Annotated in this window: 18 protein-coding genes; 9 read left to right on the forward strand and 9 right to left on the reverse strand. The window is 72.1% G+C overall.

Translation table 11 applies throughout. From position 1 onward, the window contains the following. Positions 1 to 12 precede the first annotated feature (12 nt). Entirely contained in the window at positions 13 to 1,086 is a 1,074-nt protein-coding gene (locus LWJ43_RS10200) for an amidase family protein (protein ID WP_277331968.1), read from the forward strand. Positions 1,087 to 1,133: 47 nt separating this feature from the next. Here the strand turns inward: LWJ43_RS10200 and LWJ43_RS10205 are convergent, their stop codons facing one another. Further along, entirely contained in the window at positions 1,134 to 2,033 is a 900-nt protein-coding gene (locus LWJ43_RS10205; protein ID WP_277331969.1) for an ADP-ribosylglycohydrolase family protein, read from the reverse strand. Between the two features lie 47 nt (positions 2,034 to 2,080). After that, a complete protein-coding gene (locus tag LWJ43_RS10210; RefSeq protein WP_277331970.1) occupies positions 2,081 to 3,190 on the reverse strand; it encodes a ferritin-like domain-containing protein in 1,110 nt (369 codons plus the stop codon). A 189-nt stretch (positions 3,191 to 3,379) separates the two neighbouring features. Between LWJ43_RS10210 and LWJ43_RS10215 the strand changes: the two genes are divergently transcribed. From LWJ43_RS10215 to LWJ43_RS10235, 5 genes are all read left to right on the forward strand, one after another. Then, the gene (locus tag LWJ43_RS10215; protein WP_277331971.1) at positions 3,380 to 4,315 is read left to right on the forward strand and encodes an AurF N-oxygenase family protein; all 936 of its coding nucleotides are present in this window, start codon (positions 3,380 to 3,382) and stop codon (positions 4,313 to 4,315) included. 41 nt (positions 4,316 to 4,356) lie between these two features. Then, positions 4,357 to 5,118: a TetR/AcrR family transcriptional regulator gene (locus LWJ43_RS10220; RefSeq protein ID WP_277331972.1), complete on the forward strand. Its 762-nt coding sequence runs from the start codon at positions 4,357 to 4,359 to the stop codon at positions 5,116 to 5,118. A gap of 10 nt (positions 5,119 to 5,128) precedes the next feature. Further along, complete coding sequence (locus tag LWJ43_RS10225) at positions 5,129 to 5,404, forward strand: hypothetical protein (RefSeq protein ID WP_277331973.1); 276 nt, start codon at positions 5,129 to 5,131, stop codon at positions 5,402 to 5,404. Positions 5,405 to 5,475: 71 nt separating this feature from the next. Beyond that, positions 5,476 to 8,103, forward strand: coding sequence for an outer membrane protein assembly factor BamB family protein (locus tag LWJ43_RS10230; protein ID WP_277331974.1), 2,628 nt, complete (start codon positions 5,476 to 5,478; stop codon positions 8,101 to 8,103). Between the two features lie 157 nt (positions 8,104 to 8,260). Continuing rightward, positions 8,261 to 9,403, forward strand: a complete 1,143-nt coding sequence (locus tag LWJ43_RS10235) for a C40 family peptidase (protein WP_277331975.1) — start codon at positions 8,261 to 8,263, stop codon at positions 9,401 to 9,403. A gap of 59 nt (positions 9,404 to 9,462) precedes the next feature. On the opposite strand, the gene LWJ43_RS10240 is transcribed toward LWJ43_RS10235, so the two are convergent. From LWJ43_RS10240 to LWJ43_RS10260, 5 genes are read right to left on the reverse strand one after another with little or no spacing between them, the layout of a single operon-like run. Continuing rightward, entirely contained in the window at positions 9,463 to 10,704 is a 1,242-nt protein-coding gene (locus LWJ43_RS10240; RefSeq protein WP_277331976.1) for a styrene monooxygenase/indole monooxygenase family protein, read from the reverse strand. Between the two features lie 37 nt (positions 10,705 to 10,741). Next, complete coding sequence (locus LWJ43_RS10245) at positions 10,742 to 11,392, reverse strand: GTP-binding protein (protein WP_277331977.1); 651 nt, start codon at positions 11,390 to 11,392, stop codon at positions 10,742 to 10,744. Next, positions 11,373 to 11,786 (reverse strand): DUF742 domain-containing protein, encoded by a 414-nt coding sequence (locus LWJ43_RS10250; protein ID WP_277331978.1) that lies wholly within the window; start codon positions 11,784 to 11,786, stop codon positions 11,373 to 11,375. The genes LWJ43_RS10245 and LWJ43_RS10250 overlap by 20 nt, the downstream gene beginning before the upstream one ends. Continuing rightward, complete coding sequence (locus LWJ43_RS10255; protein WP_277331979.1) at positions 11,783 to 12,262, reverse strand: roadblock/LC7 domain-containing protein; 480 nt, start codon at positions 12,260 to 12,262, stop codon at positions 11,783 to 11,785. Before LWJ43_RS10255 ends, LWJ43_RS10250 begins: the two co-directional genes overlap by 4 nt. Next, on the reverse strand, positions 12,259 to 15,135 hold the full coding sequence (locus LWJ43_RS10260) for a sensor histidine kinase (protein ID WP_277331980.1): 2,877 nt from the start codon (positions 15,133 to 15,135) through the stop codon (positions 12,259 to 12,261). The genes LWJ43_RS10255 and LWJ43_RS10260 overlap by 4 nt, the downstream gene beginning before the upstream one ends. A 369-nt stretch (positions 15,136 to 15,504) precedes the next feature. Between LWJ43_RS10260 and LWJ43_RS10265 the strand changes: the two genes are divergently transcribed. Continuing rightward, entirely contained in the window at positions 15,505 to 16,290 is a 786-nt protein-coding gene (locus tag LWJ43_RS10265) for a protein phosphatase 2C domain-containing protein (protein ID WP_277331981.1), read from the forward strand. Between the two features lie 20 nt (positions 16,291 to 16,310). Here LWJ43_RS10265 and LWJ43_RS10270 read toward each other — a convergent pair whose 3' ends face one another. Next, positions 16,311 to 16,808 (reverse strand): MarR family winged helix-turn-helix transcriptional regulator, encoded by a 498-nt coding sequence (locus LWJ43_RS10270; RefSeq protein WP_277331982.1) that lies wholly within the window; start codon positions 16,806 to 16,808, stop codon positions 16,311 to 16,313. A 236-nt stretch (positions 16,809 to 17,044) separates the two neighbouring features. On the opposite strand from LWJ43_RS10270, the gene LWJ43_RS10275 reads away from it, so the two are divergent. Next, the gene (locus tag LWJ43_RS10275; RefSeq protein ID WP_277331983.1) at positions 17,045 to 17,881 is read left to right on the forward strand and encodes a lysozyme; all 837 of its coding nucleotides are present in this window, start codon (positions 17,045 to 17,047) and stop codon (positions 17,879 to 17,881) included. A 252-nt stretch (positions 17,882 to 18,133) separates the two neighbouring features. Further along, positions 18,134 to 18,814, forward strand: coding sequence for a polysaccharide deacetylase family protein (locus LWJ43_RS10280; RefSeq protein ID WP_462100944.1), 681 nt, complete (start codon positions 18,134 to 18,136; stop codon positions 18,812 to 18,814). A 95-nt stretch (positions 18,815 to 18,909) separates the two neighbouring features. Here the strand turns inward: LWJ43_RS10280 and lon are convergent, their stop codons facing one another. Then, complete coding sequence (lon, locus tag LWJ43_RS10285; RefSeq protein WP_277331984.1) at positions 18,910 to 21,345, reverse strand: endopeptidase La; 2,436 nt, start codon at positions 21,343 to 21,345, stop codon at positions 18,910 to 18,912. Positions 21,346 to 21,414: the final 69 nt, after the last annotated feature.

Below are 21,414 nucleotides of genomic sequence, written 5' to 3' on the forward strand. Positions count from 1 at the left end.
AGACTGGCCGTCATGACAGCCGCCCTCGAAGCGTCCCTCGCCCGGATCGACCGGCTCGACCCGGAGCTCCACGCGTTCACGGAGGTGTGGCACGAGGAGGCCCGGGCCCGCGCGGAGGCCGCTTCCCGTCTCCCGCTCGCAGGGCTGCCGTTCGCCGTGAAGGGCCGTGCGGGCGTCCGTTCGTACGCCGCACGCCGTCTGGCCGCCGCGGGTGGTGTCGCGGTCGGGGCGACCTCCGTCCCCGGCCCCGGCACGCCCTGGCAGACGTGGGGGCAGGGGGCGCACGGCCGTACGGTCAACCCCTGGCGCCGCGACCGGACCCCGGGCGGATCGTCGGCGGGGTCGGCGGTGGCGGTCGCCGCGGGCCTGGTGCACCTGGCGACCGGCAACGACGGGGCGGGGTCGGTACGGATCCCGGCCGCCTGGTGCGGGGTGTTCGGCCTGAAGACGACCACGGGTCTACTTCCCTCCCCCGACCGTACGGGCCTGGCGTCCCCCGGTGTCCTCGCCCGCTCGGTGGACCTGGCCGAGGTCTACCTGCGCCATGTGACCGACGGGTACGTCCCGCGGGCGGCGAGGCTCCCCGTCCCGGCCGTGTACAGCCCCGACCTCGGATTCGCCGCGGTCACCCCGGAGGTCGCGGACGTGACCCGGCGGGCGGTCGGCCGTCTCGTGGCCGCCGGAGCGGTGCGCCTCGTGGCGGGGTCCTGCGATCTGCTCGACCCGGCGGAGGCCTGGACCGCGGTGCGCGCGGGACACCCGGCGCCGTCCGCCGAACGGATCCGCTCCGCCAACGACCGGACGCTCGACACCCTCTTCGCCCGTACGCCCCTGCTGCTCACCCCGGTCGCGCCCACCCCGCCGCACGGTCACGAGGGCCCCGGGGACGTCTACTCCACCGCGCTCACCTGGGCGTTCAACCTCAGCGGCCATCCGGCGGCGAGCCTGCCCGCAGGTTTCACCCCGGAGGGCTGTCCGGCGGGACTCCAACTGGTCACCGGCCGGGGGACGGACGCGGAACTGCTCGGTTTCGCCCGCGCGCTGGAGCGCGTCCTCGGCCCCGCGCCGGCCTGGGCGGACGGCTGACGGGGCGGCCTGGGCTGACGGCTGACGGCTGACGGCTGACGGCGCCGTCAGCCCAGTGGTTCACGCCGTGCGCGCCACTCGGCGGGAACACCGCCGACCCCCGTGGCCGCCCCGACGACTCCCCCGGTGATGGCGCAGGTCGTGTCCACGTCCCCGAAGCCCTCCGCCGTCGCCCAGAGCGCCGCCTCCAGGTCCTCCCGGTGCCGGGCGGCGGTCCACAGGGCGAACGGCACCGTGTCGTCCGCCCTGATGCGGCTCCCGTTGCCCAGGAGGTCGGCGGCCTTCCACGGTTCCGTGGCTAAGGGCAGTTCCGCGGCACGCAGCACGCCCTCCCGCACCGGGCCCCCGGGCGTGTGCGCCGCCACCGCCTCCAGGGTGAGCTCACGGCGTACCGAGAGCGCCGCGGCGACGGCGACCGCGACCGCGCCGGCGACGCCCTGCGGATGGGCGTGGGTGACGACCGCCGAGAGCGCGGCCTGTTCGACGACCAGGCCGAGGTCCGCGTGGAAGCGGGCCCCGAGCGGCGCGACCCGCATCGCCGCCCCGTTGCCGAGGCTGCCGCCCTCGAAGAGCCCGGGCGCCAGGGTGCGCCAGTCGCCCGGAGCGGTCAGGAGCTGCGGCAGGAGCATGTGCATCCCGTGCCCGTAGCCACGGGCCTGGTCCGCGTCGAAGGCCAGGGCGTAGTACAGGGCGAGCCGGTCCTGCTCCACCTGTCCGTACTCGTCCAGGACCCTCTGGAGGGCCAGGGCCATCGCGGTGTCGTCGGTCCAGTGCCAGACCGGCTCGTGCGGGGTCCGGCGCGCCCTGACCTCGGCGTACGCCTGCCGGGGCGGCCGGAACAGCGGGAACCAGCGCTCCCCGAAGGCGTCCCCGAGCGCGAGCGCTTCGAGGCTGCGGTGTGCCGCGGCCGTGTCCCCTGGTACGGAGGTCGCATTCATGGTTCCCATCCTCCCTCCGGAGGTCCGGCGGCGTACATCTGTTTGGGGGCCGGGGCTCAGTCGCCTGTGCCGCCCTGCGCTATGGCCTCCGCGACCTCCTCGACCCGCGCCCGTTCCTCCGCCGCGAAGCGGTCCCGGTCCAACTGCTCGGCGATCTCCTCGTCCTGGGCCATCAGCAGGTCCAGGTTCGAGTCGCCCAGTTCGAACACGCCCATGTCGACGTAGGCCTTCTGGAGCCGTTCGCCCCAGAGGCCGATGTCCTTGACGCAGGGGACGATGCGGCTGAACAGCAGTTTGCGGAAGAGCTGGAGGTACTCCGAGTGCTCGGAGAGGTCCTTGGCCTCCTGCTTGCCGATGCCGAAGTTCTCCAGTACCTCGACGCCGCTGAGCCGGTCGCGCATCAGGTAGCAGCCCTCGATGACGAACTCCTCGCGCTCGCGGCGTTCGGCGTCGCTCAGCTGCTTGTAGTAGTCACGCAGCGCCATGCGGCCGAAAGCCACGTGCCGTGCCTCGTCCTGCATGACGTAGGCGAGGATCTGCTTGGGCAGCGGCTTGGTCGTGGTGTCTCGGATCATGCCGAACGCGGCCAGTGCCAGCCCCTCGATGAGGACCTGCATACCGAGGTAGGGCATGTCCCAGCGGGAGTCGCGCAGGGTGTCGCCGAGCAGCCCCTGGAGGTTGTCGTTGATCGGGTAGAGCATCCCGACCTTCTCGTGCAGGAAGCGGCCGTAGATCTCCGCGTGCCGTGCCTCGTCCATCGTCTGGGTGGCGGAGTAGAACTTCGCGTCCAGGTCGGGGACCGACTCCACGATCCGGGCGGCGCAGACCATGGCGCCCTGCTCACCGTGCAGGAACTGGCTGAACTGCCAGGAGGTGTAGTGCTTGCGCAGTTCGCCGCGGTCCCGCTCGGTCATCTTGGCCCAGTACGGGGTGCCGTGGAGCGTGAGTGCCTCGTCGGGCGTGCCCAGGGGGTCGGCGGGGTCGACCTCCAGGCTCCAGTCGATGCGCTTGTTGCCGTCCCACTGCTTGTCCTTGCCCTTCTGGTAGAGGGCGAGGAGACGCTCGCGGCCGTCGTCGTAGTCCCAGCTGAACCGGGCCGCCCCCGTGGCGGGTACCTGCCATGTCGGGGTCGGTGGTGCGGTGATGTAGAGGTCGTGTGTCGACACGGACAGCTCCTTCGCCGGGCGAGGATCGTGCATTCCGTGGTGCTGACGTCCGTTGGCAGTTTCACCCGTTGGTAGACGCGCGGTCAACAAGTCGCGCACAAGGGATTGACTGCCTTGCTGACAGGCAGTCTCATAATCTCCGACCGGAAACCTGACCGCCGGTAACCCATGTGCGAGGTGCCTTCAGCCATGACGACAGTGACCGACGAGGACATCCAGGCGCTGCGCGATGCGCTCGGCCCGCTCAAGGACCGCGAACAGGTCGCGGCCCGCCTGCTCGAGGCCTCGGCCAAGCACTCCTTCGATCCGGACACCGAACTCGACTGGGACGCGGCAGTCGAGGACGGCAAGTGGTTCTGGCCGCCCGAGCTGGTCTCGCTCTACGACACCCCGCTGTGGCGGAAGATGTCCGAGGAGCAGCGGATGGACCTGGCGCGGCACGAGGCGGCGTCGCTGGCCTCGCTCGGCATCTGGTTCGAGATCATCCTGATGCAGCTGCTCGTCCGGCACATCTACGACAAGTCCGTGACCAGCAAGCACGTCCGCTACGCCCTCACCGAGATAGCCGACGAGTGCCGGCACTCCATGATGTTCGCGCGCATGATCGAGTGGGGCGGGGCGCCCAGTTACCCGGTCCCCCGGCGCTACCACAACCTGGCGCGAGTGCTGAAGACCGTCTCCACCACCCCCGGTTCGTTCGCCGCGACCCTGCTCGGCGAGGAGATCCTGGACTGGATGCAGCGGCTCACCTTCCCCGACGAGCGCGTCCAGTCGCTGGTGCGCGGAGTGACCCGCATCCATGTCGTCGAGGAGGCACGGCACGTGCGCTACGCCCGCGAGGAACTGCGCCGGCAGATGGTGACCGCGCCGCAGTGGGAGCGCAGGCTGACCCGGCTCAACTGCGGTGAGGCCGCACGTGTCTTCTCCGTCTGCTTCGTCAACCCGCGGGTCTACGAGAACGTCGGGCTGGACCGGCGCGAGGCCGTCGCCCAGGTGCGGGCCAGCGGTCACCGGGCGGAGGTCATGCGGACGGGGGCGAAGCGCCTCACCGACTTCTTCGACGACATCGGTGTGCTCAACGGGGTGGGGCGCAGGCTGTGGAAGAGTTCGGGCCTGCTGGCCTGAGGCCACTCCTCCTTCCGGAGGGAGCGCTTAGGCTTCGGAGTATGACCTCCGCACCCGCAGCACCGCCGGCCCGCGCGTACCGACGCCTGGGTGTCGAGGAGCGCCGCGCCCAGCTGCTGGGCGCGGCCCTCACCCTCTTCGCCCACCGGGCTCCGGACGACGTGTCGATCGACGAGGTGGCGGCCGCCGCCGGGGTCTCCCGTCCGCTGGTCTACCGCTACTTCCCCGGCGGCAGGCAGCAGTTGTACGAGGCGGCCCTCGGGTCGGCCGCCGAGCAGCTGACGCTCTGCTTCTCGGAACCCGCCGTCGGCCCGCCCACCGAGCGGGTCAGCCGGGTCCTGGACCGCTACCTCGGTTTCGTCGACCAGCACGACGCGGGCTTCAGCGCGTTGCTGCGCGGAGGCAGCGTGGCCGAGACCTCGCGGACGACGACGATCGTGGACGGGGTGCGCCGGTCGGCGGCGGAGCAGATCCTGCTCCACCTGGGGCGCGGCGGCGGGCCCGGCCAGGAACCCGCCGGGCCCCGCCTGCGGATGATGGTGCGCACCTGGATCGCCGCCGTGGAGGCGGCGTCCCTGATCTGGCTCGACGAGGAGAAGCAGCCGCCGGCCGCCGGTCTGCGGAGCTGGCTGGTCGATCACCTGATGGCCCTGCTCGCCGTCACCGCGGCCTCGGACGAGGAGACGGAGACCGTGGTGGCGGACCTGCTGGCCAAGGAGACCGCCGACGGCCCGGCCGGACGGCTCGCGACGCTCATCATCCCCGTGGCGGGGCACGCGGCACACCTGCTGCCGCCTGAGTGACACTGGCCCGGTGAAAAGCGAGAACACGCCCTTCCGCGGCGGCCCCCTGGACGGCCGGGTGCTGCCCGTGCTGCTCGGCCCGACCGGTCATCCGCCCAAGTGGTACGAGGTCCCGGTGCCGGACGCCGACGGCGGTCCCCCCACCGTCCACGCCTACCGGCGCGCTCCCGCGGGCTATTCGAAGCGGCTGGGGCTGCAGCGTGGCTGGGTCTACGAGTTCGCCCCCGGCGGCCGCGAGCGCTTCACCCCCAAGTGGCCCTGGGGCAAACCCCGCAGCGGGTCCTGAGCCGCTGCGGCACCCCCGCCCGTAGGATCGGCGGTCAGGTGCCGTGGGCACGGTCACAAGGGGGGTGCGCCATGGAGGCGCTGCGTCAGGACGATCCACGCCGCTTCGGCCCGTACACCGCGCTGGCGCGCTTCCGCGAGAACGCCGGTGCCGTGCACTTCCTCGCCCGGGGTGCGGACCGCGACGACCTCGCCGTGGTGACGGCCGCCCGGCCCGCCCTGGCCTCCGTGCCCGCCTTCCGGCGCCGCTTCCGGTCCGAGGCGCGCACCGCCGGGCGGCTGGCCGGCGGCTGGGTGCTGCCGACGGTCGCCTCCTCCGAGGACGACGGCCTGTGGACGGCCACGGCCTACGTGCCCGCGGTGACGCTCTCCGAGGCGATCGGCCTCGCGGGTCCGCTTCCCGGGCGTGCGGTGCGGATACTGGGCGCGGGCCTGGCCGAGACGCTCTCCCGGGTGCACGCGACCGGGGCCGTGCTCCAGGGGCTGGCTCCGGGGACGGTGCTGCTGGCGGAGGACGGCCCCCGGCTGACCGCCTTCGGGCCGCTGGGGGCCGCGGCGCACGCCGAGGCCCACGAGGGCGGGCAGTTGTCCGTACGGCTGGGCTACCTCACGCCCGAGCAGGTCGAGGGTGAGGAAGCAGGTCCGGCGTCCGATCTGTTCGTCCTCGGTCTGCTGCTGGCGTACGCGGCGACGGGAAGGACCCCGCTGGCCGACGGGCCGGTGGCGGAGGCGGCCGAGCGGATCGCACACGGCTCCCCCGAACTCGGCTCCGTACCGTCCGAGTTGCGCGCGCTGATCTCGGGCTGCCTGGCGAAGGACCCGGGCGCCCGGCCTACGGCGGGGACCGTGGCCGCGGAACTCGCGCTGGAGGGCGCCGCGGGCCTCGCCCGGGGCGGCTGGCTGCCCGCCCCGCTGACGGCCGCCGTGGCGGACCAGGCCGCGAGGGTGCGGGCCCTGGAGCCGCCGACGGACCCGGTGGGGGGCGAGACGCCGGTACGGCCGGTGGAGGGCCCTGTGCCCACGGAGCCCGCACCGGCCGACGGCGCGCAGCCGGGTGGGGACGGTCCGGAGAGGGAGCCCTCGGACGCGGTGCCCGCGGACAGCGGCGCCGGCCGGGGCAGCAGCGGTGACATCGGGGAGGACAGCCGGACCACCCGTTTCCTGGGTGCCGCCGCGCGCACGCCCCGGTCCGACCGGGCGACGACCCAGCTCGCCCTCCCCCGGGGGACGACAGCCGCCGTACCCCCTCTCCTCCCGCCACCCCCACCCGTACAGCCGTTCCCGTACGCCGGTCCGGCCTCCGCCGCCCTGCCGGGCGCCCCCGCGCCTCTCCCTCCGGCCCTGCCCACCACCGCGCCGCCCGCATCCGTGCCGCCGCGGGCCACCGGCCGGCGGGCGCTGCTCACCACCGTCGCCGCCGGAGCGGCCGGGATCGTCCTGGGCGGGGCCGCCGTGTCCGTCCTCGGATCCGACGACCCCGCTTCCGCCACGACCGACGAGAAGCCGGCCGCGGAACCGCGCCCCGCCGTTCCCGGCCGCGCTCCGGACCCGGGGTGGATGTACACCCACCCGGCCACCGCACCGGCCCCGCTCACCGCGGGCGTCTGGCAGGACAGGCTGCTGGTGCTGACGGACACGGCCGGGGCGACCGCCGTCGACCTCCGGACCGGCCGGAAGGTCTGGGAGCGCGCCGACGCCGCCGGAGCCCAGACGGTCCTGCCGGCCGGGGACGGCCTCTGCTTCCTGGCGACCCCGACCGAATTCCTCTGGCTCTCGCCGAAGGACGGCCAGGTCCGGCACCGGGTGCGCTTCGTGGACCAGTTCGACGGCGTACCGGACATGAAGGCGGGCCCGCTCACCGGCCGGTCCGGTTCCGTGCTCTGGTTCACCGGCTCGCACACCGTCACCGTGAAGGCGCCGAAGCCGAAGAAGGGCGAGAAGCCCGGCAAGGACACCCAGGTCGCCAAGGCCTACTTCTTCGCGTACGACCTCGTCCGGCGCGAGGAGGTCTGGCGCATCGCCGTCCCCGCGGGCCGGGCACCCGGCACTCCTGCCTACCGGCTGATCGCCGTCAGGCAGGCGGACGTCGTCGTGCGTCAGGACGCGGGCACGCTCACGGCCGCCGATGTCACGTCGGGCAAGGGCAAGGCGTTCTTCCGCTGCTTCGACCGCACCACGGGGAAGCAGCTGTGGAACCGCCCGTTCGGCACGGTCGCACCGGCCGCCGCGGCGGCCGGTGACCCGGAGGGGCGGCTCTACGCAGCGGTGGGCGACGACCTGTGGGCCTTCGAGACGGGCAGCGGGAAGCCGGTCTGGACGCTCAACGGAACCGCTTCCTCCGTCTTCGGCACACCCGTCGCCGCCGGGGCGCTGCTCCACACGACGAACCGCAACCAGGAGGTCGGGGCGGTCGAGCGGGCCACCGGAAAGGTTCTCTGGCGACGGTCCACCGAGGTCCCGCTCGGCGGCGGCGCCCCCGCTCTCACGCTGAGTGGCGGCGGGAAGACGCTGCTGGCCGCGGACGCCTCGCAGGTGACCGCGTTCGCCGCGGCGGACGGGCGCCGGCTGTGGAAGTTCCAGGACATCGGGGCCCAGGACCCGAAGGGGGCCACGGTCAGTGCTCCCTACCGGGTGCTGGCCGCCGGGAAGATCTCCGTCGTCCAGCGGGAACGGGCCTTCTACGCGTTCCCTGTGGAGTGACCGCCCCGCCGGGCGTCCGCCGTTCGGGGCACGCCCGGGGGCGGCACGCCGGGCGGTCCTTGCATCACCCGGGGCCGAGTGACCGGATGGACGAAATCCGAGCACTTGTGGGGTAGTCCGATTAATCGGCGTCACCCCTGACACCGGAGGTGATCTCGTGTCGGGCAGAGTCGCACGCGCCCTCTGCACGGCGGTGCTGTCAGCGGCCGTCGCCGCGTCGCCCGCCGTCGCCGAGCCGTCCGGACCGGAACCCGCACCGGCGGCAGGACCGGCTCCGCAGAGCGTGGCGGGGCTGCTGAAGCAGTTGCAGACGCTCTATCAGGACGCCGAGGAGGCGGGCGAGCTCCACAACGGCACCGAGGAGAAGCTGAAGAAGCGGGCGGCCGAGGCCGGCAGGCTGCGCGGCGCGCTGGCCGAGGCGCGGGCAGCCCTGGTATCGGGGCGCCGGGACGCCGGACGGCTGGCACGTGACCAGTACCAGGGCCGCACCGACTTCTCCATGTACCTGCGGCTGCTGCTGGCGGAGGACCCGGCCCGGGCCCTGGAACAGAGCCATGTCATCGAACGGGCCCAGGCCGGGCGGTCGGCCGTGGTCGACCGGCTGGCGGGGGCGGAGAGGCACGCCGAGGTGCTGGCCGCCAGGTCCCGGGCGGCGCAGGACCGGCAGCGGGAGCTCGCCGCACAGCGGAAGAAGCAGTACGACACCGTGCAGACCCGGCTGAAGGCCATCGAGGCGATGCTGGCCTCCCTGTCCGCCGAGCAGCTCGAGGCCCTGTCGGCGCTGGAGGAGAAGAAGATCGGCGAGGCCCAGGACGCGCTCACCGCCTCGGGGGCGCTCAGCTCGGTCCGCCCGCCGTCCGAGGAGGGCGGGGAGGCCGTCCGCTACGCCGTCGAGCAGCTCGGCAAGCCCTACGTGTGGGGCGCGGAGGGGCCGGAGACGTTCGACTGCTCCGGGCTCACCTCACAGGCCTGGTCGGCCGCGGGCCGGAACATCCCGCGTACGTCGCAGGAGCAGTGGCGCCGGCTGCCCAAGGTGCCGCTGGGGAAACTGCGCCCCGGCGACCTGGTGGTCTACTTCCCGAAGGCGACTCATGTCGCGCTGTACATCGGCGACGGCCTGGTCGTCCAGGCGCCGAGGCCCGGAGCCACGGTGAAGGTCTCGCCGCTGGCCTCCAACCCGCTGCTGGGGGCCGTCCGGCCGGACCCGGACGGCGAGCCGCTGAGCTCGTACACCCTGCCGGACCTCCCCGAGGACGCCACCTCGGGGCCGGACACCGGCTACGACGCGCCGGACGCGTGAGAGCCGGGCCGCCCGTCCGTGCGTGACGGAACGTGGCGGCCCGGCCCTCGTGCCGGGTGTCAGCCCTGGGCGCCGGTGAGCGAGGCCAGGTAGGCGTTCGTCTTCTCCGGCTCGAAGAAGAAGTCGTCGAAGTCCGCCGGGTCGTCGAACCCGTTGGCGAACCGGTCGGCGGCGGGCTGGAGCCGGCCGGACGCGCCGATCAGGTTCAGGACGTGCTCCGGCGGCGGGCCGAGCATCGCGTTCGTCCACTTCACGACGTGCTGGGTCTTCTCCCAGTGCCGCTCGAAGGTCGCCTCCATCCACTCCTCGTCGAACGGGCGGTCGCCGTGTTCGAGGATCGAGTGCAGGTAGGAGTGCGCACACTTGGACGCGGTGTTGGAACCCTGGCCGGTGATCGGGTCGTTGGCCACGACCACGTCGCCGACACCGAGGACCAGGCCGCCGCCGGGCAGCCGGCCGACGGGCTTGCGCACGGTCGGGGCGTAACGGCCCGCCAGCGTCGCGTTGGCGTCCGTGAGCTCGACCCTGGTGGCGCGCGCGTACTCCCACGGGGTGAACTTCTCCATGAGTTCCAGCGTCTTGGCCAGGTGCTCCGAGGGGTCCTTGATGCTCTGGAACGCGTCCAGCGGTCCGCCGGGGACTCCCTCCCAGAACAGGATGTCGGCACGGCCCGACGTCGTCAGGGTCGGCATGACGAAGAGTTCGCCGACGCCCGGGACCAGGTTGCACCGCACGGCGTCGAAGTCCGGGTGCTCCGGGCGCGGGCCCAGACCGTGGACGTAGGCGACGGCGAGGGCGCGCTGCGGAGTGTCGTACGGCGAGCGGGAGGCGTCCCGGCCGAACAGGGAGACCAGCTCGCCCTTGCCGGCAGAGACCATCACCAGGTCGTACGTGCGGGAGAAGTAGTCCAGGTCGGAGACCGCGGCACCGTGGATGACGAGCTGACCGCCGCGCTGGGCGAAGGTCTCCATCCAGCCGGCCATCTTCACGCGCTGGTCGACGGACTGGGCGTAACCGTCCAGCCTGCCCACCCAGTCGATGACGCGGGAGGAGTCCGGGCCGGCGACGGAGACGCCGACACCCTCGATCCGCGGGGCCTGGGACTCCCAGAAGTTGAGCTGGAGATCGCGCTCGTGCTGGAGAGCCGTGTCGAACATGCACTGCGTCGACATGACCCGGCCGGTTCGGATCTCGTCCGCCGTGCGGTTGGACATCAGGGTGACTTCGTACCCTTCGGACTGGAGTCCGAGGGCCAGCTGGAGACCGGACTGGCCGGCTCCGACTATGAGTATCTTGCGCATCGTGGCTCTCCGTTACGTGTTCCGGGTGCGGCCGTCGTCATTCGGGGCTGACGTCGAGTGCGTGTCCCACCACGGCGAGCAACGCCTCGACGACGGTGATCCTCTTACGCGCATCCATGATCACGACAGGCACGTGCGGAGGTATGGTCAGGGCCTCCCGGACATCCTCCTCGTCGTAACCGGGTGTTCCCTCGAAGCGGTTGACCGCGACGATGTAGGGCAGGCCGCAGCTCTCGAAGTAGTCGAGCGCGGCGAAGCAGTCGGCGAGGCGCCGCGTGTCGGCCAGGACGACCGCACCGATCGCACCCCGCACCAGGTCGTCCCACATGAACCAGAAGCGCTGCTGACCGGGGGCCCCGAAGACGTACAGGACGAGGTCGTCGTTCAGCGTGAGCCGGCCGAAGTCCATGGCGACGGTCGTGGTGACCTTGTCGGGGGTGGCCGTGAGGTCGTCGATCTCCTCGCTGGCCTGCGTCATCAGTGCTTCGGTCTGCAGCGGGTCTATCTCGGAGACCGAGGTGACGAAGGTCGTCTTGCCCACGCCGAACCCGCCCGCCACCACGATCTTCGTGGCTGTCGGCGCGCGCGTGTGGTCGAGCTGCCACGACTGCACCGGCTCGTCGGGCCTGTCCTGCGGGTCGCGCTGACGTGGAGTGAAGAGTGGCGCCTCAGAGACGACGGAGTCCATCGAGCACCCTTTCGAGCAGCGCGCGGTCGGGCTGGCCGGTGCCGTGACCGGTGCCGTAGACGCGGATCTTTCCCTGGTCGGCCAAGTCGCTGAGCAGTACCCGGACGACTCCGAGCGGCATCTTCAGCAAGGCGGAGATCTCCGCGACCGTACGCATACGGCGGCAGAGTTCGACGATGGCGTGGAGCTCAGGCATGACGCGCGAGGCGAGATTGCCGTTGGTGAGCTCCCGGCGCTCCTCGGGTGCCTCCAGCGCGGCGACGAACGTCTCGACGAGCAGGACGTGGCCGAAGCGGGTACGACCGCCGGTGAGGGAGTACGGGCGGACTCGCGCGACCTTGCGGCCGGCACCCCTGACGGGGAGTTTTCGTACGGGTTCAGCAGCTGACGTCACTGGGCGCTCTCCATCGATTTGCGCAGCTCACTGCGGAGTTCGGGGGTGAGTACGTGTCCGGCACGACCGACGAAGAGCGCCATGTGGTAGGCGATGACGCTCATGTCGCAGTCGGGGGTGGCGTGCACACCGAGCAGCGAACCGTCGCTGATCGACATGACGAAGACACTGCCCTCGTCCATCGCGACCATGGTCTGCTTGACGCCACCGCCGTCCATCAGCTTGGCGGCGCCGATCGTGAGCGACCCGATACCGGAGACGATGGTGGCCAGGTCGGCGCTGGAGCCCCTGGGGCCCCTCTGCCCTCCCTCCGCCTTGGCCGTCGCGAGACCGGGGTCCGAGGAGAGCAGCATGAGTCCGTCGGACGAGACGACGGTGACCGAGTGGACCCCTGGCACCTCCTCCACGAGATTGCTCAGCAACCAGTGAAGGTTCCGGGCCTCGGTGCTCAGCCCGAACGCGCTGGGCGCAGTCAACTGCGTGCCTCCTCGACTGTGTCCCCCGTCTCATCGATACGACCGTCGGTACGGTCCTGGTCGGTCTGTGGGCCGCTCTCGGCGATCTCCGTCTCGACATCGCGGCGGCCGTCCTTCGCGCCCTGGTGGAAGCCGCCGAGGCGGCGTCGCAGGGCCTCCTTGTCCAGACCGCACTTGCGCTCGGTGGGCGCGGCGGACGGCGGCGCGGAAATCTTGGGGGTGCGCTTGGGCAGCCCCTTGTCGGTGAGGCGCTCGGGCACGGGTGCCGGGTCGGGCACCTCCTCGCCGAGGCCCGTCAGCGGCTGCCGGGGGCCGGGAACGGCGTCGGCGACCGGTGCGGGTGCGGGTGCCGGATCCGTCGCGGGGCTCGTGTCGGCGGAGCGCTCGTGACGGTCGGGGCCGATGGCGTAGGGGTTCGGTGCGTCCGGCTGCACGGGCAGCCGGACCTGCATCGTGGTCTCGGCCTCGGACTCCTCGCGGATCGCGGGCTCGCCGGCCGGTGCCGGCTCGGTCGCGGGCCCGGCGGCTTCCGGTGCCGCGGATGCGGGCAGCGGGGATTCCGGTGCCACGGGCTCGGGTGCGTCCGGCTCCGGGGCCGCCGACGTGGGCTGCGGGTGCGTCTCCCGCAGGGTGCGTTCGGCCGCCTCGATCAGCGGGTCCGCGCCGGGGAGGGACGTACGGGGCGGCAGGGCGTTGGAGTTCGCCTCGGCGACGGACCCCGGGAGATTGAGCGCGGGAGCGTCCCCCGGCAGCGGCACGGGCGGCGGGGAGGCGGCGGGCGGCGCCTTGGGCAGCAGCGCCTGCGGAAGGACGACGACCGCGGTCACCCCGCTCCCCTTCTGCTCGCGCAGCTCTACCCGTACGCCGTGGCGGGCCGCCAGCAGCGAGGTCACCTGAAGACCCAGCCCGGCGCCGTCGGCGGCCTGTTCGCCTGCCTCGAAGGACGCGGGGTCGGCCAGCCTGGCATTGAGTTCGCCCATCCGGACCGCCGACATGCCGATGCCCTCGTCCTGCACGGAGAGCATCACCTCTCCGGTCTCCAGCAGCCAGCCGGAGAGCTCGACATGGGAGTCGGGCGGGGAGAAGGAGGTCGCGTTCTCCAGGAGTTCGGCGACCAGGTGGCTCACGTCGTCGGCGGCGAAGCCCGCGATCTGGGCGTGCGGCGGCAGGGACTGGATGGTGACCCGCTCGTACCGCTCGATCTCGCTGACCGCGGCGCGCAGGACGTCGACCAGCGGGATCGGGCCCACGTGCCCCTGGTTGTGCTCGGTCCCCGCGAGGACGAGCATGTTCTCGCTGTGGCGCCGCATGACGGTGGCCATGTGGTCCAGCTTGAAGAGCGTCGCGAGGCGCTCGGTGTCCTGCTCGCGCTCCTCCATGCCCTCGATGACGCCGAGCTGGCGTTCGACGAGGCCGAGGGTGCGCAGTGACAGGTTCACGAAGGTGTGGTGCACCGTGTTCCGCAGCCGCTCGAGCTGCCCGGTGAGTTCCGCCACCTGGACCTGGAGTTCGGCCCGCTGGAGTGTGAGGGCCTCACGTCCGGCCACCAGTTCGCCGTGCTCGCCCTGCATGCTCTCGAGCCGGCCGGTGACGTCGTGGTGCAGTCCGTGCAGCTTGCCGTGCAGGGCGTTGATGGACCGTACGGCCTGGGCGAACTCGTCGTTGCGCCCGGTGTAGCGGATCGGTTCGGCGGTCTCGGGCTCGGCGGCGATGCGGCCGGCCCCGATCCGCAGGACGGCGAGGGGCTGGGTGAGGGTGCGGGCGACGGCGGTGGAGACGCCGACGGCGACCAGCAGACAGGCGCCGAGCAGGGCGAGACGGAGCTCCAGCGCGGTGACGTCGTCGTCGCGCAGTGCCGCCATCCGCTTGACCTGCGCGGTGCCCAGCGCCGACTCGACCCCGCGCATGCGGTCGAGGCGGGCGGACAGCGCCGCCTCGACCTTCCCCGGGTCGGCCTTCCGGTCGGCGTCGGACAGCTCGGGGCGGTCGGTGAGCCGCGTGAGGTACTTCTCCGCGCCGGTGACCTCGGGTCCGGTGACGGTGGAGGAGAGCCTGTCCCGGGCGGACGGCCCGGCGGCCTGGTCGAACTCGGCGAGGGAGGCGAGCTCACGCACCCGTGCCTGCTGGGCCGCGGCGCTCAGCTCGTCGCGGACGCGGTCGGCGTCGCTGTCGCCCGTGTCCTGGCCCTGGACGGGCAGACCGGTGAACGGGTCGGTCTGCTGCTGCGGCTCCGTGCCGGGCACGGCGAGTGCGGCGAGCAGCAGCCCCCGTGTGGCGGAGGCCTGCTCGACGGCGCTGCCGAGTGCGAGCGGGGCCCGGGTGGCGTCGGCGGCGCGCGGCGGGGTCTTCTCCGCGAGCTCGTCGGCGAGGTCGTGGAGCTTGGCGATGACCTCGGAGTACGCCTGGTAGGCCTCCATCGCTGAGCCCTTGCCGGTGAGGGCGGTTCTGCGGAGCGAGGGGATGGCGGCGAGGTCCCTGCGCAGCGCCGCGGGGGCGGCCTCCCGGATCTCGTCCACCTGCTGGTCGACGCGGGCCGCGGGACTCGTGGTGCCGTCCTCGCCGTCCTCCGGCTCACGGCCGCCCGCGATGTGGGCGGTCACCTCGTCGCGCTCGTCCGCGAGGGAGTGCGCGAGGGTGATCGCCTGCTGGTTCAGCTCGGCGAGCGTGACCAGCCGCTGGGACTCGTTGAGGTCGGAGGACGCCCCCAGGGCCGCCGGCGCGCCGGCGGCGATGACGGTGATCCCCACGACGGCAACGCCGGCGACGAGCCGGCTGCGTACCCGCACGGTCCGCTTGGAGGCACCCGCTGCCTGAGGCGCCGCCCCGGGTTCCACGCGCGTGCTGTCCTTGCTCCGAGGCCGCTTCTTCTGCACCGGTGCTCGCAATCTTGACTCGTCCGCCCTTGAAGCAGAGGTGACGCACGGTCACGTGAAATGGGCACCCCGCCCTGATGTGCACCGTACGGCTTCCGACCATTCCAGCGCTTTTGAGAGGGGGCCGTGCATCAACCGCTCCGCCACTCGAACGAGTGAACCGCAATCCGGAGTTGGCGAACAAGTCTCCCCACACCGGCCGCAGGCCATGCACGGACCGCCGGGTGGAAGTTCGCGCCGGGCTTTGGCAGTATGCCCGCCCGCATATGCACGGAGCACTGTTTTCCGCCGCAGCGGGCCGTGTGACCTGCTGGTACGACCCCACCGGGGACGTGCGGGCCCCGTGAAGGCATCGTGCAGACTGGCCGGATGCGTATCGAACTCGCCACCGTGCCGGGCAGTCCCGAACGCCCCAACGAGGACTGGGCGTCGACCACCGTCCCAGCAGGAGGGCAGGGTGGCGCCCTCGTCCTCCTGGACGGCGTGACACCGCCCCCGGGCGGCGACGGCTGTGTGCACTCGGTTCCGTGGTTCACCGCGCGGCTCGGCGGCGCCCTGGCCGAACTGTCCGCTTCGCGACGGGATCTGACACTGTCCGAGATCCTTTCCGGGTCCATCCTGCGTACCGCCGACGCACACCGCTCCCCGTGTGACCTTTCTCACCCGCGCACGCCGCAGGCGACGGTGGTCCTGGCGCGTTGGGACCACCGGCGGGTCGAACACCTGGTGCTCTCCGACTCGGTGCTGCTCGTCGAGGCCCCCGACGGCACGGTCCGGCCGCTGCTCGACGACCGCCTCGACCGGCTGCCCCCGGGCTCGCTCACCTCCGAGGAGATCGCCGACGCGCGTGCGCGGAACAAGGAGGGCGGCTTCTTCACGGCGGCCGCCGACCCTCTGGTGTCGTCACGCGCGGTGACCGGCGAGACCCCGCGGGCCGAGGTCCGGGCCCTGGCGGCGCTGACCGACGGGGCGAGCCGCTGGACGGAGAAGTTCGGGGAGGGCGACTGGGCGGCCACCCTGAAGGTGCTGCGCCAGGAGGGGCCGCAGGGTCTGATCGACCGCGTCCGGGACCTGGAGCGGGCCGACACCGGCCGGGTGTACCTGCGGCGCGGCAAGACGCACGACGACGCCACGGCGCTCCTCGTGGAGCTGTAGCCGTCGTCGCGGCGCGCGCCTCACCCCTCCGCGCGCTCGTTGAAGTGGTGCAGCAGACGCGCCAGTTCCGCGACCTCCGCCCGGTCCCAGCCCGCGAACTTGCGGGCGTAGCGGCCGCGACGGGCGTCACGGACGCTGCGGAAACGCGCGAGACCGTCGTCCGTGAGGTGCACGAGCGACGCGCGGCCGTCCGCCGGGTCGGTCTCCCGGGCCACCAGCCCGAGGCCTTCCAGGGCCCGCAGCTGGCGGCTCATGGTCGCCTTGCCCACGCCGAAGTAGGCGGCGAGGTCCGTGGCACGCTGCCGTCCCGCCGACTCCAGCCGCACGAGGAGACCGTAGGCCGCGGCTTCCAGGTCCGGGTGCACCTCGCGGGCCATCTCCCCGGAGTTGGCCCGCGCCCGGCGCAGGAAGACCGCCAACTCGCGCTCCAGGGCGAGGAACTCATGGTCCACACCATTTCCGGCCGTCGGGCCGGGTCCATCGCCGCTTCCGCTCCCGTGCACGTCAGCACCCCTCATACGCTTTCCCGCCGATGAAAGTTTCTTTCAACTGGGGCCATCGCCGCAGCTGGGCCAGTATTTCGCAGGCGTAGACCTCCGGCAGTGGCCGGACCCCCTTCCGGAGCACGGGTCTACGTGCGTAGCTTCATGAGCGCCCTGGATGGCATGTCCACACCACGGCGCACGTACCGCAGGAGTGTCCCGCACCCGCTCCTGGGTCATGAGCTCCCCCACCGAGCCCTCGGAGGCACGCAATGCCCGTGCACAGATCCGGAACCACATCCCCCCGCCGCCGCCCCCGCCCCTTCGCGGCCGGCACCCTCCTCGCCGCCCTCACCCTCCTCCTCACCCTGCCGGGTCCGGCCTCCGCCGTCGCGGTCCCCGAACGGGGGACGGCGAGGATGGGCCAGGGGGTCATCGCCCACGACGGCCAGGGAAACGACTCGTCGACCGGCACCAGGGCCGTCCAGACCGAAGGCGTGGACGTCAGCGGCCACCAGGGCAACGTCGCCTGGTCGACCCTCTGGAACAGCGGCGTGAAGTGGGCCTACGTCAAGGCGACCGAGGGGACGTACTACAAGAACACGTACTTCACGCAGCAGTACACCGGTTCCTACGACGTGGGGATGATCCGGGGCACCTACCACTTCGCCACCCCGGACACGACCAGCGGCGCCGCCCAGGCGAACTACTTCGTGGACAACGGCGGCGGCTGGTCCAAGGACGGCAGGACGCTGCCCGGCGTCCTGGACATCGAGTGGAATCCGTACGGTGCGCAGTGCTACGGCAAGACCCAGGCCGGGATGGTCGCCTGGATCCGCGACTTCGTGAACACCTACAAGGCGCGAACCGGACGTGACGCGGTGATCTACACCGCGACCAGCTGGTGGAAGGACTGCACGGGCAACAACGCGGGCTTCGGCGCGACCAACCCGCTCTGGGTGGCCCGGTACAACACCACGGTCGGCGAACTCCCGGCCGGATGGGGTTACTACACGATGTGGCAGTACACGTCGTCGGGTCCGACCGTCGGCGACCACAACCACTTCAACGGCGCCCTCGACCGCGTGGTGGCGCTCGCGAACGGCTGATCCCCGCACGACGCGGCACAGGGCCCCGGTGACCAGCCCCAGGTCACCGGGGCCCTGTGGTGCGCCACACCCCACTATGCACACTGCGTATACACGCTATGTATAGTCACGCCGTGCCGCACCGCCGGCGTGTGGCCGAGCCAGGGGAAGTGACGTGCTGTGCCAGTTGTGCCCGGAAAGATCAAGCCGTTCCGTACAGGGTTGACCGCCGCTCTGGTGTCGGTGCTCGCACTGACGCTCGGCGGATGCGCGATGCAGACCACGGCTCCCGGGTCCGCCCGCGCCGACGCCGCTTCCGACGCCAAGGGGTCGTTCGGGCAGGCGGACTGCAGGAAGGCCAAGTGCATCGCGCTGACGTTCGACGCGGGTCCGGCGAAGGCCACCCCGCACCTCCTGGACGTGCTCAAGGAGAAGAAGGTGCCCGCCACGTTCTTCCTGCTGGGCAGGGACCACGTGCTGAAGCATCCGGAGACGGTGCGGCGCATCGAGGCCGAGGGTCACGAGGTCGCCAACCACACCTGGTCCCACGAGATCCTGACGGAGAAGGAACCCGGTGAGATACGGGCCGAGCTGGAGAGGACCCAGCTCGCGATCGAGAACATCACCGGGAAGAGGCCCAGGCTGATGCGTCCCCCGCAGGGCCGCACCGACGACACCGTCTCCGAGGTCTGCGAGGAGCTCGGGCTCTCGCAGATCCTGTGGAGCGCGACCGCCAAGGACTACTCCACGAACGACTCCGCGCTGATCAGGAAGCGGATACTCGACCAGGCCGACAGGGACGGGGTCATCCTGCTTCACGACATCTACAAGGGCACGGTCCCCGCGGTGCCGGGGATCATCGACACGCTGAAGGAGCGGGGCTACACCTTCGTGACCGTCCCCCAGCTGATGGCCCCGGCGGAGCCGGGGCCCGGCACGGTCTACCGCCCCTGACCCGCCCCGCACGCGGAACGGCCCGCCCTCCCTGAGGAGGACGGGCCGCCCGTACCGGCCGTCGGCGTGATGCCACGCCCGTCACAGCATGGCGCCTACGCGGCGGCCGGGAGCCTGTCCTGCGCCCTGGCCGTGGCCGGGGCGAGCGCGATCTCCAGCACCTGCCGGACGTCGGTCACCGGGTGGACGTCCAGGGTGTCGAGGACCTCCGCCGGCACGTCGTCCAGGTCGGCCTCGTTGCGCTGCGGGATCACCACGGTGGTGATGCCGGCGCGATGGGCGGCCAGCAGCTTCTGCTTCAGACCGCCGATCGGCAGCACCCGCCCGGTCAGCGACACCTCACCGGTCATCGCCACGTCCGTACGGACCAGCCGCCCGGAGAGCAGCGAGGCCAGCGCGGTCGTCAGGGTGATACCGGCGCTCGGGCCGTCCTTCGGGACCGCACCCGCCGGGAAGTGGATGTGTACGCCCCGGTCCTTGAGGTCCGCGACCGGAAGCTCCAGCTCCGCCCCGTGCGAGCGCAGGAAGCTCAGGGCGATCTGCGCGGACTCCTTCATGACGTCGCCGAGCTGGCCGGTCAGGGTCAGCCCGGACGCCCCGGTCTCCGGATCGGCGAGCGACGCCTCGACGAACAGCACGTCACCGCCCGCTCCGGTCACCGCCAGCCCGGTGGCCACGCCCGGCACCGCGGTGCGGCGCCCGGCCGGGTCCTGCGCGGACTCGGGCACGTGGTGCGGCCGTCCGATCAGTCCCCGCAGATCCTGCTCGGACACGGTGAACGGGAACTCCCGATCGCCCAGTTCGTGCTGGGCCGCGACCTTGCGGAGCAGCCGGGCGACGGACCGCTCCAGGTTCCGGACCCCGGCCTCCCGGGTGTACTCGCCCGCCAGCTTGCGCAGTGCGGACTCGTCGAGGCCGACCTCGTCCTTCTCCAGGCCGGCACGCTCCAGCTGGCGCGGGAGCAGGTGGTCACGGGCGATGACGACCTTCTCGTCCTCGGTGTAGCCGTCCAGCGTGACCAGCTCCATGCGGTCGAGCAGGGCCTCCGGAATGGCGTCGAGGACGTTGGCGGTGGCGAGGAACACGACGTCGCTGAGGTCGAGTTCGACCTCCAGGTAGTGGTCGCGGAAGGTGTGGTTCTGCGCCGGGTCGAGCACTTCGAGCAGGGCGGCGGCCGGGTCGCCCCGGAAGTCGGAGCCGACCTTGTCGATCTCGTCGAGCAGGACGACCGGGTTCATCGACCCGGCCTCCTTGACGGCCCGGACGATGCGTCCGGGCAGCGCGCCGACGTACGTGCGCCGGTGGCCCCGGATCTCCGCCTCGTCCCGCACCCCGCCGAGCGCGACCCGGACGAACTTGCGCCCCATGGCGTGCGCGACGGATTCGCCGAGGGAGGTCTTGCCCACGCCGGGCGGGCCGACCAGGGCCAGCACGGCACCGCCGCGCCGTCCTCCGACCACACCCAGCCCTCGGTCGGCACGCCGCTTGCGCACCGCGAGGTATTCGGTGATGCGCTCCTTCACGTCACCCAGGCCCGCGTGTTCGGCGTCGAGGATCTCCCGCGCGCCGCGGATGTCGTAGGCGTCCTCGGTGCGCTCGTTCCAGGGGAGCTCCAGGACGGTGTCCAGCCAGGTCCGGATCCAGGACCCCTCGGGGCTCTGGTCGGAGGCGCGCTCCAGCTTCTCGACCTCCTTGAGGGCCGCCTCGCGGACGTGTCCGGGGAGGTCGGCGGCCTCGACGCGTGCCCGGTAGTCGTCGGACTCGTCGCCGGAACCCGATTCGCCGTTGAGCTCGGAGAGCTCCTTGCGCACGGCGTCGAGCTGTCGCCTCAGCAGGAATTCGCGCTGCTGCTTGTCGACGCCCTCCTGGACGTCCTTGGCGATGGACTCGGCGACGTCCTGCTCGGCGAGGTGCTCGCCGAGCCACTGGATGGCCAGCTTCAGGCGGGCGACCGCGTCGGCGGTCTCCAGCAGCTGCACCTTCTGCGCCGTGGTGAGAAAGGGCGAGTAACCGGAGTTGTCGGCGAGGGTGGAGATGTCCTCGATCTGCTGGACCCGGTCCACGACCTGCCAGGCACCGCGCTTCTTCAGCCAGCTCGTCGCGAGGGCCTTGTACTCCTTGGCCAGCTCCGCGGCGGAGCCGGGCAGCGGCTCGGGCACGGCCACGTCGATCCGGGCGCCCTCCACCCACAGGGCGTTGCCGGGGCCGCTGGTCCCCGCGCCGATGCGCACCCGGTCACGGGCCCGGATGAGGGCTCCCGGGTCCCCGTCGGAGAGCCGCCCGACCTGTTCCACGGTGCCCAGGACACCGGTCCCGGTGTAGTTGCCGTCGATGCGCGGCACGAGCAGGACCTCGGGCTTGCCGCCCCCGGGCCGCGCGACGGCCTGTGCGGCCTCCACGGCGGCGCGCACCTCCGCGTCCGACAGATCGAGCGGCACCACCATTCCGGGCAGTACGACCTCGTCGTCCAGCGGCAGTACGGGCAGGTCGATCGGCGTGGACGCCCCGGAGGCGTTGGATCCTTCAGTCATGATCTCCCCTTAGGCAGGCAAGTTGAGCTATGTGGACTCAATGCTTGTGAGCCCGCCAATGTTCCCCAC

Origin of the sequence: Streptomyces sp. JH34, assembly GCF_029428875.1 — a bacterium.
Classification (GTDB): Bacteria; Actinomycetota; Actinomycetes; order Streptomycetales; family Streptomycetaceae; genus Streptomyces.

Bases quoted from the DNA above. Each gene is read 5' to 3' on its own strand.
- lon (WP_277331984.1), bottom strand. From the start codon at position 21,345: ATGACTGAAGGATCCAACGCCTCCGGGGCGTCCACGCCGATCGACCTG.
- LWJ43_RS10205 (WP_277331969.1), bottom strand. From the start codon at position 2,033: ATGGGAACCATGAATGCGACCTCCGTACCAGGGGACACGGCCGCGGCA.
- LWJ43_RS10280 (WP_462100944.1), top strand. From the start codon at position 18,134: ATGCAGACCACGGCTCCCGGGTCCGCCCGCGCCGACGCCGCTTCCGAC.
- LWJ43_RS10200 (WP_277331968.1), top strand. From the start codon at position 13: ATGACAGCCGCCCTCGAAGCGTCCCTCGCCCGGATCGACCGGCTCGAC.
- LWJ43_RS10275 (WP_277331983.1), top strand. From the start codon at position 17,045: ATGCCCGTGCACAGATCCGGAACCACATCCCCCCGCCGCCGCCCCCGC.
- LWJ43_RS10245 (WP_277331977.1), bottom strand. From the start codon at position 11,392: ATGGACTCCGTCGTCTCTGAGGCGCCACTCTTCACTCCACGTCAGCGC.
- LWJ43_RS10220 (WP_277331972.1), top strand. From the start codon at position 4,357: ATGACCTCCGCACCCGCAGCACCGCCGGCCCGCGCGTACCGACGCCTG.
- LWJ43_RS10270 (WP_277331982.1), bottom strand. From the start codon at position 16,808: ATGAGGGGTGCTGACGTGCACGGGAGCGGAAGCGGCGATGGACCCGGC.
- LWJ43_RS10215 (WP_277331971.1), top strand. From the start codon at position 3,380: ATGACGACAGTGACCGACGAGGACATCCAGGCGCTGCGCGATGCGCTC.
- LWJ43_RS10240 (WP_277331976.1), bottom strand. From the start codon at position 10,704: ATGCGCAAGATACTCATAGTCGGAGCCGGCCAGTCCGGTCTCCAGCTG.
- LWJ43_RS10265 (WP_277331981.1), top strand. From the start codon at position 15,505: ATGCGTATCGAACTCGCCACCGTGCCGGGCAGTCCCGAACGCCCCAAC.
- LWJ43_RS10230 (WP_277331974.1), top strand. From the start codon at position 5,476: ATGGAGGCGCTGCGTCAGGACGATCCACGCCGCTTCGGCCCGTACACC.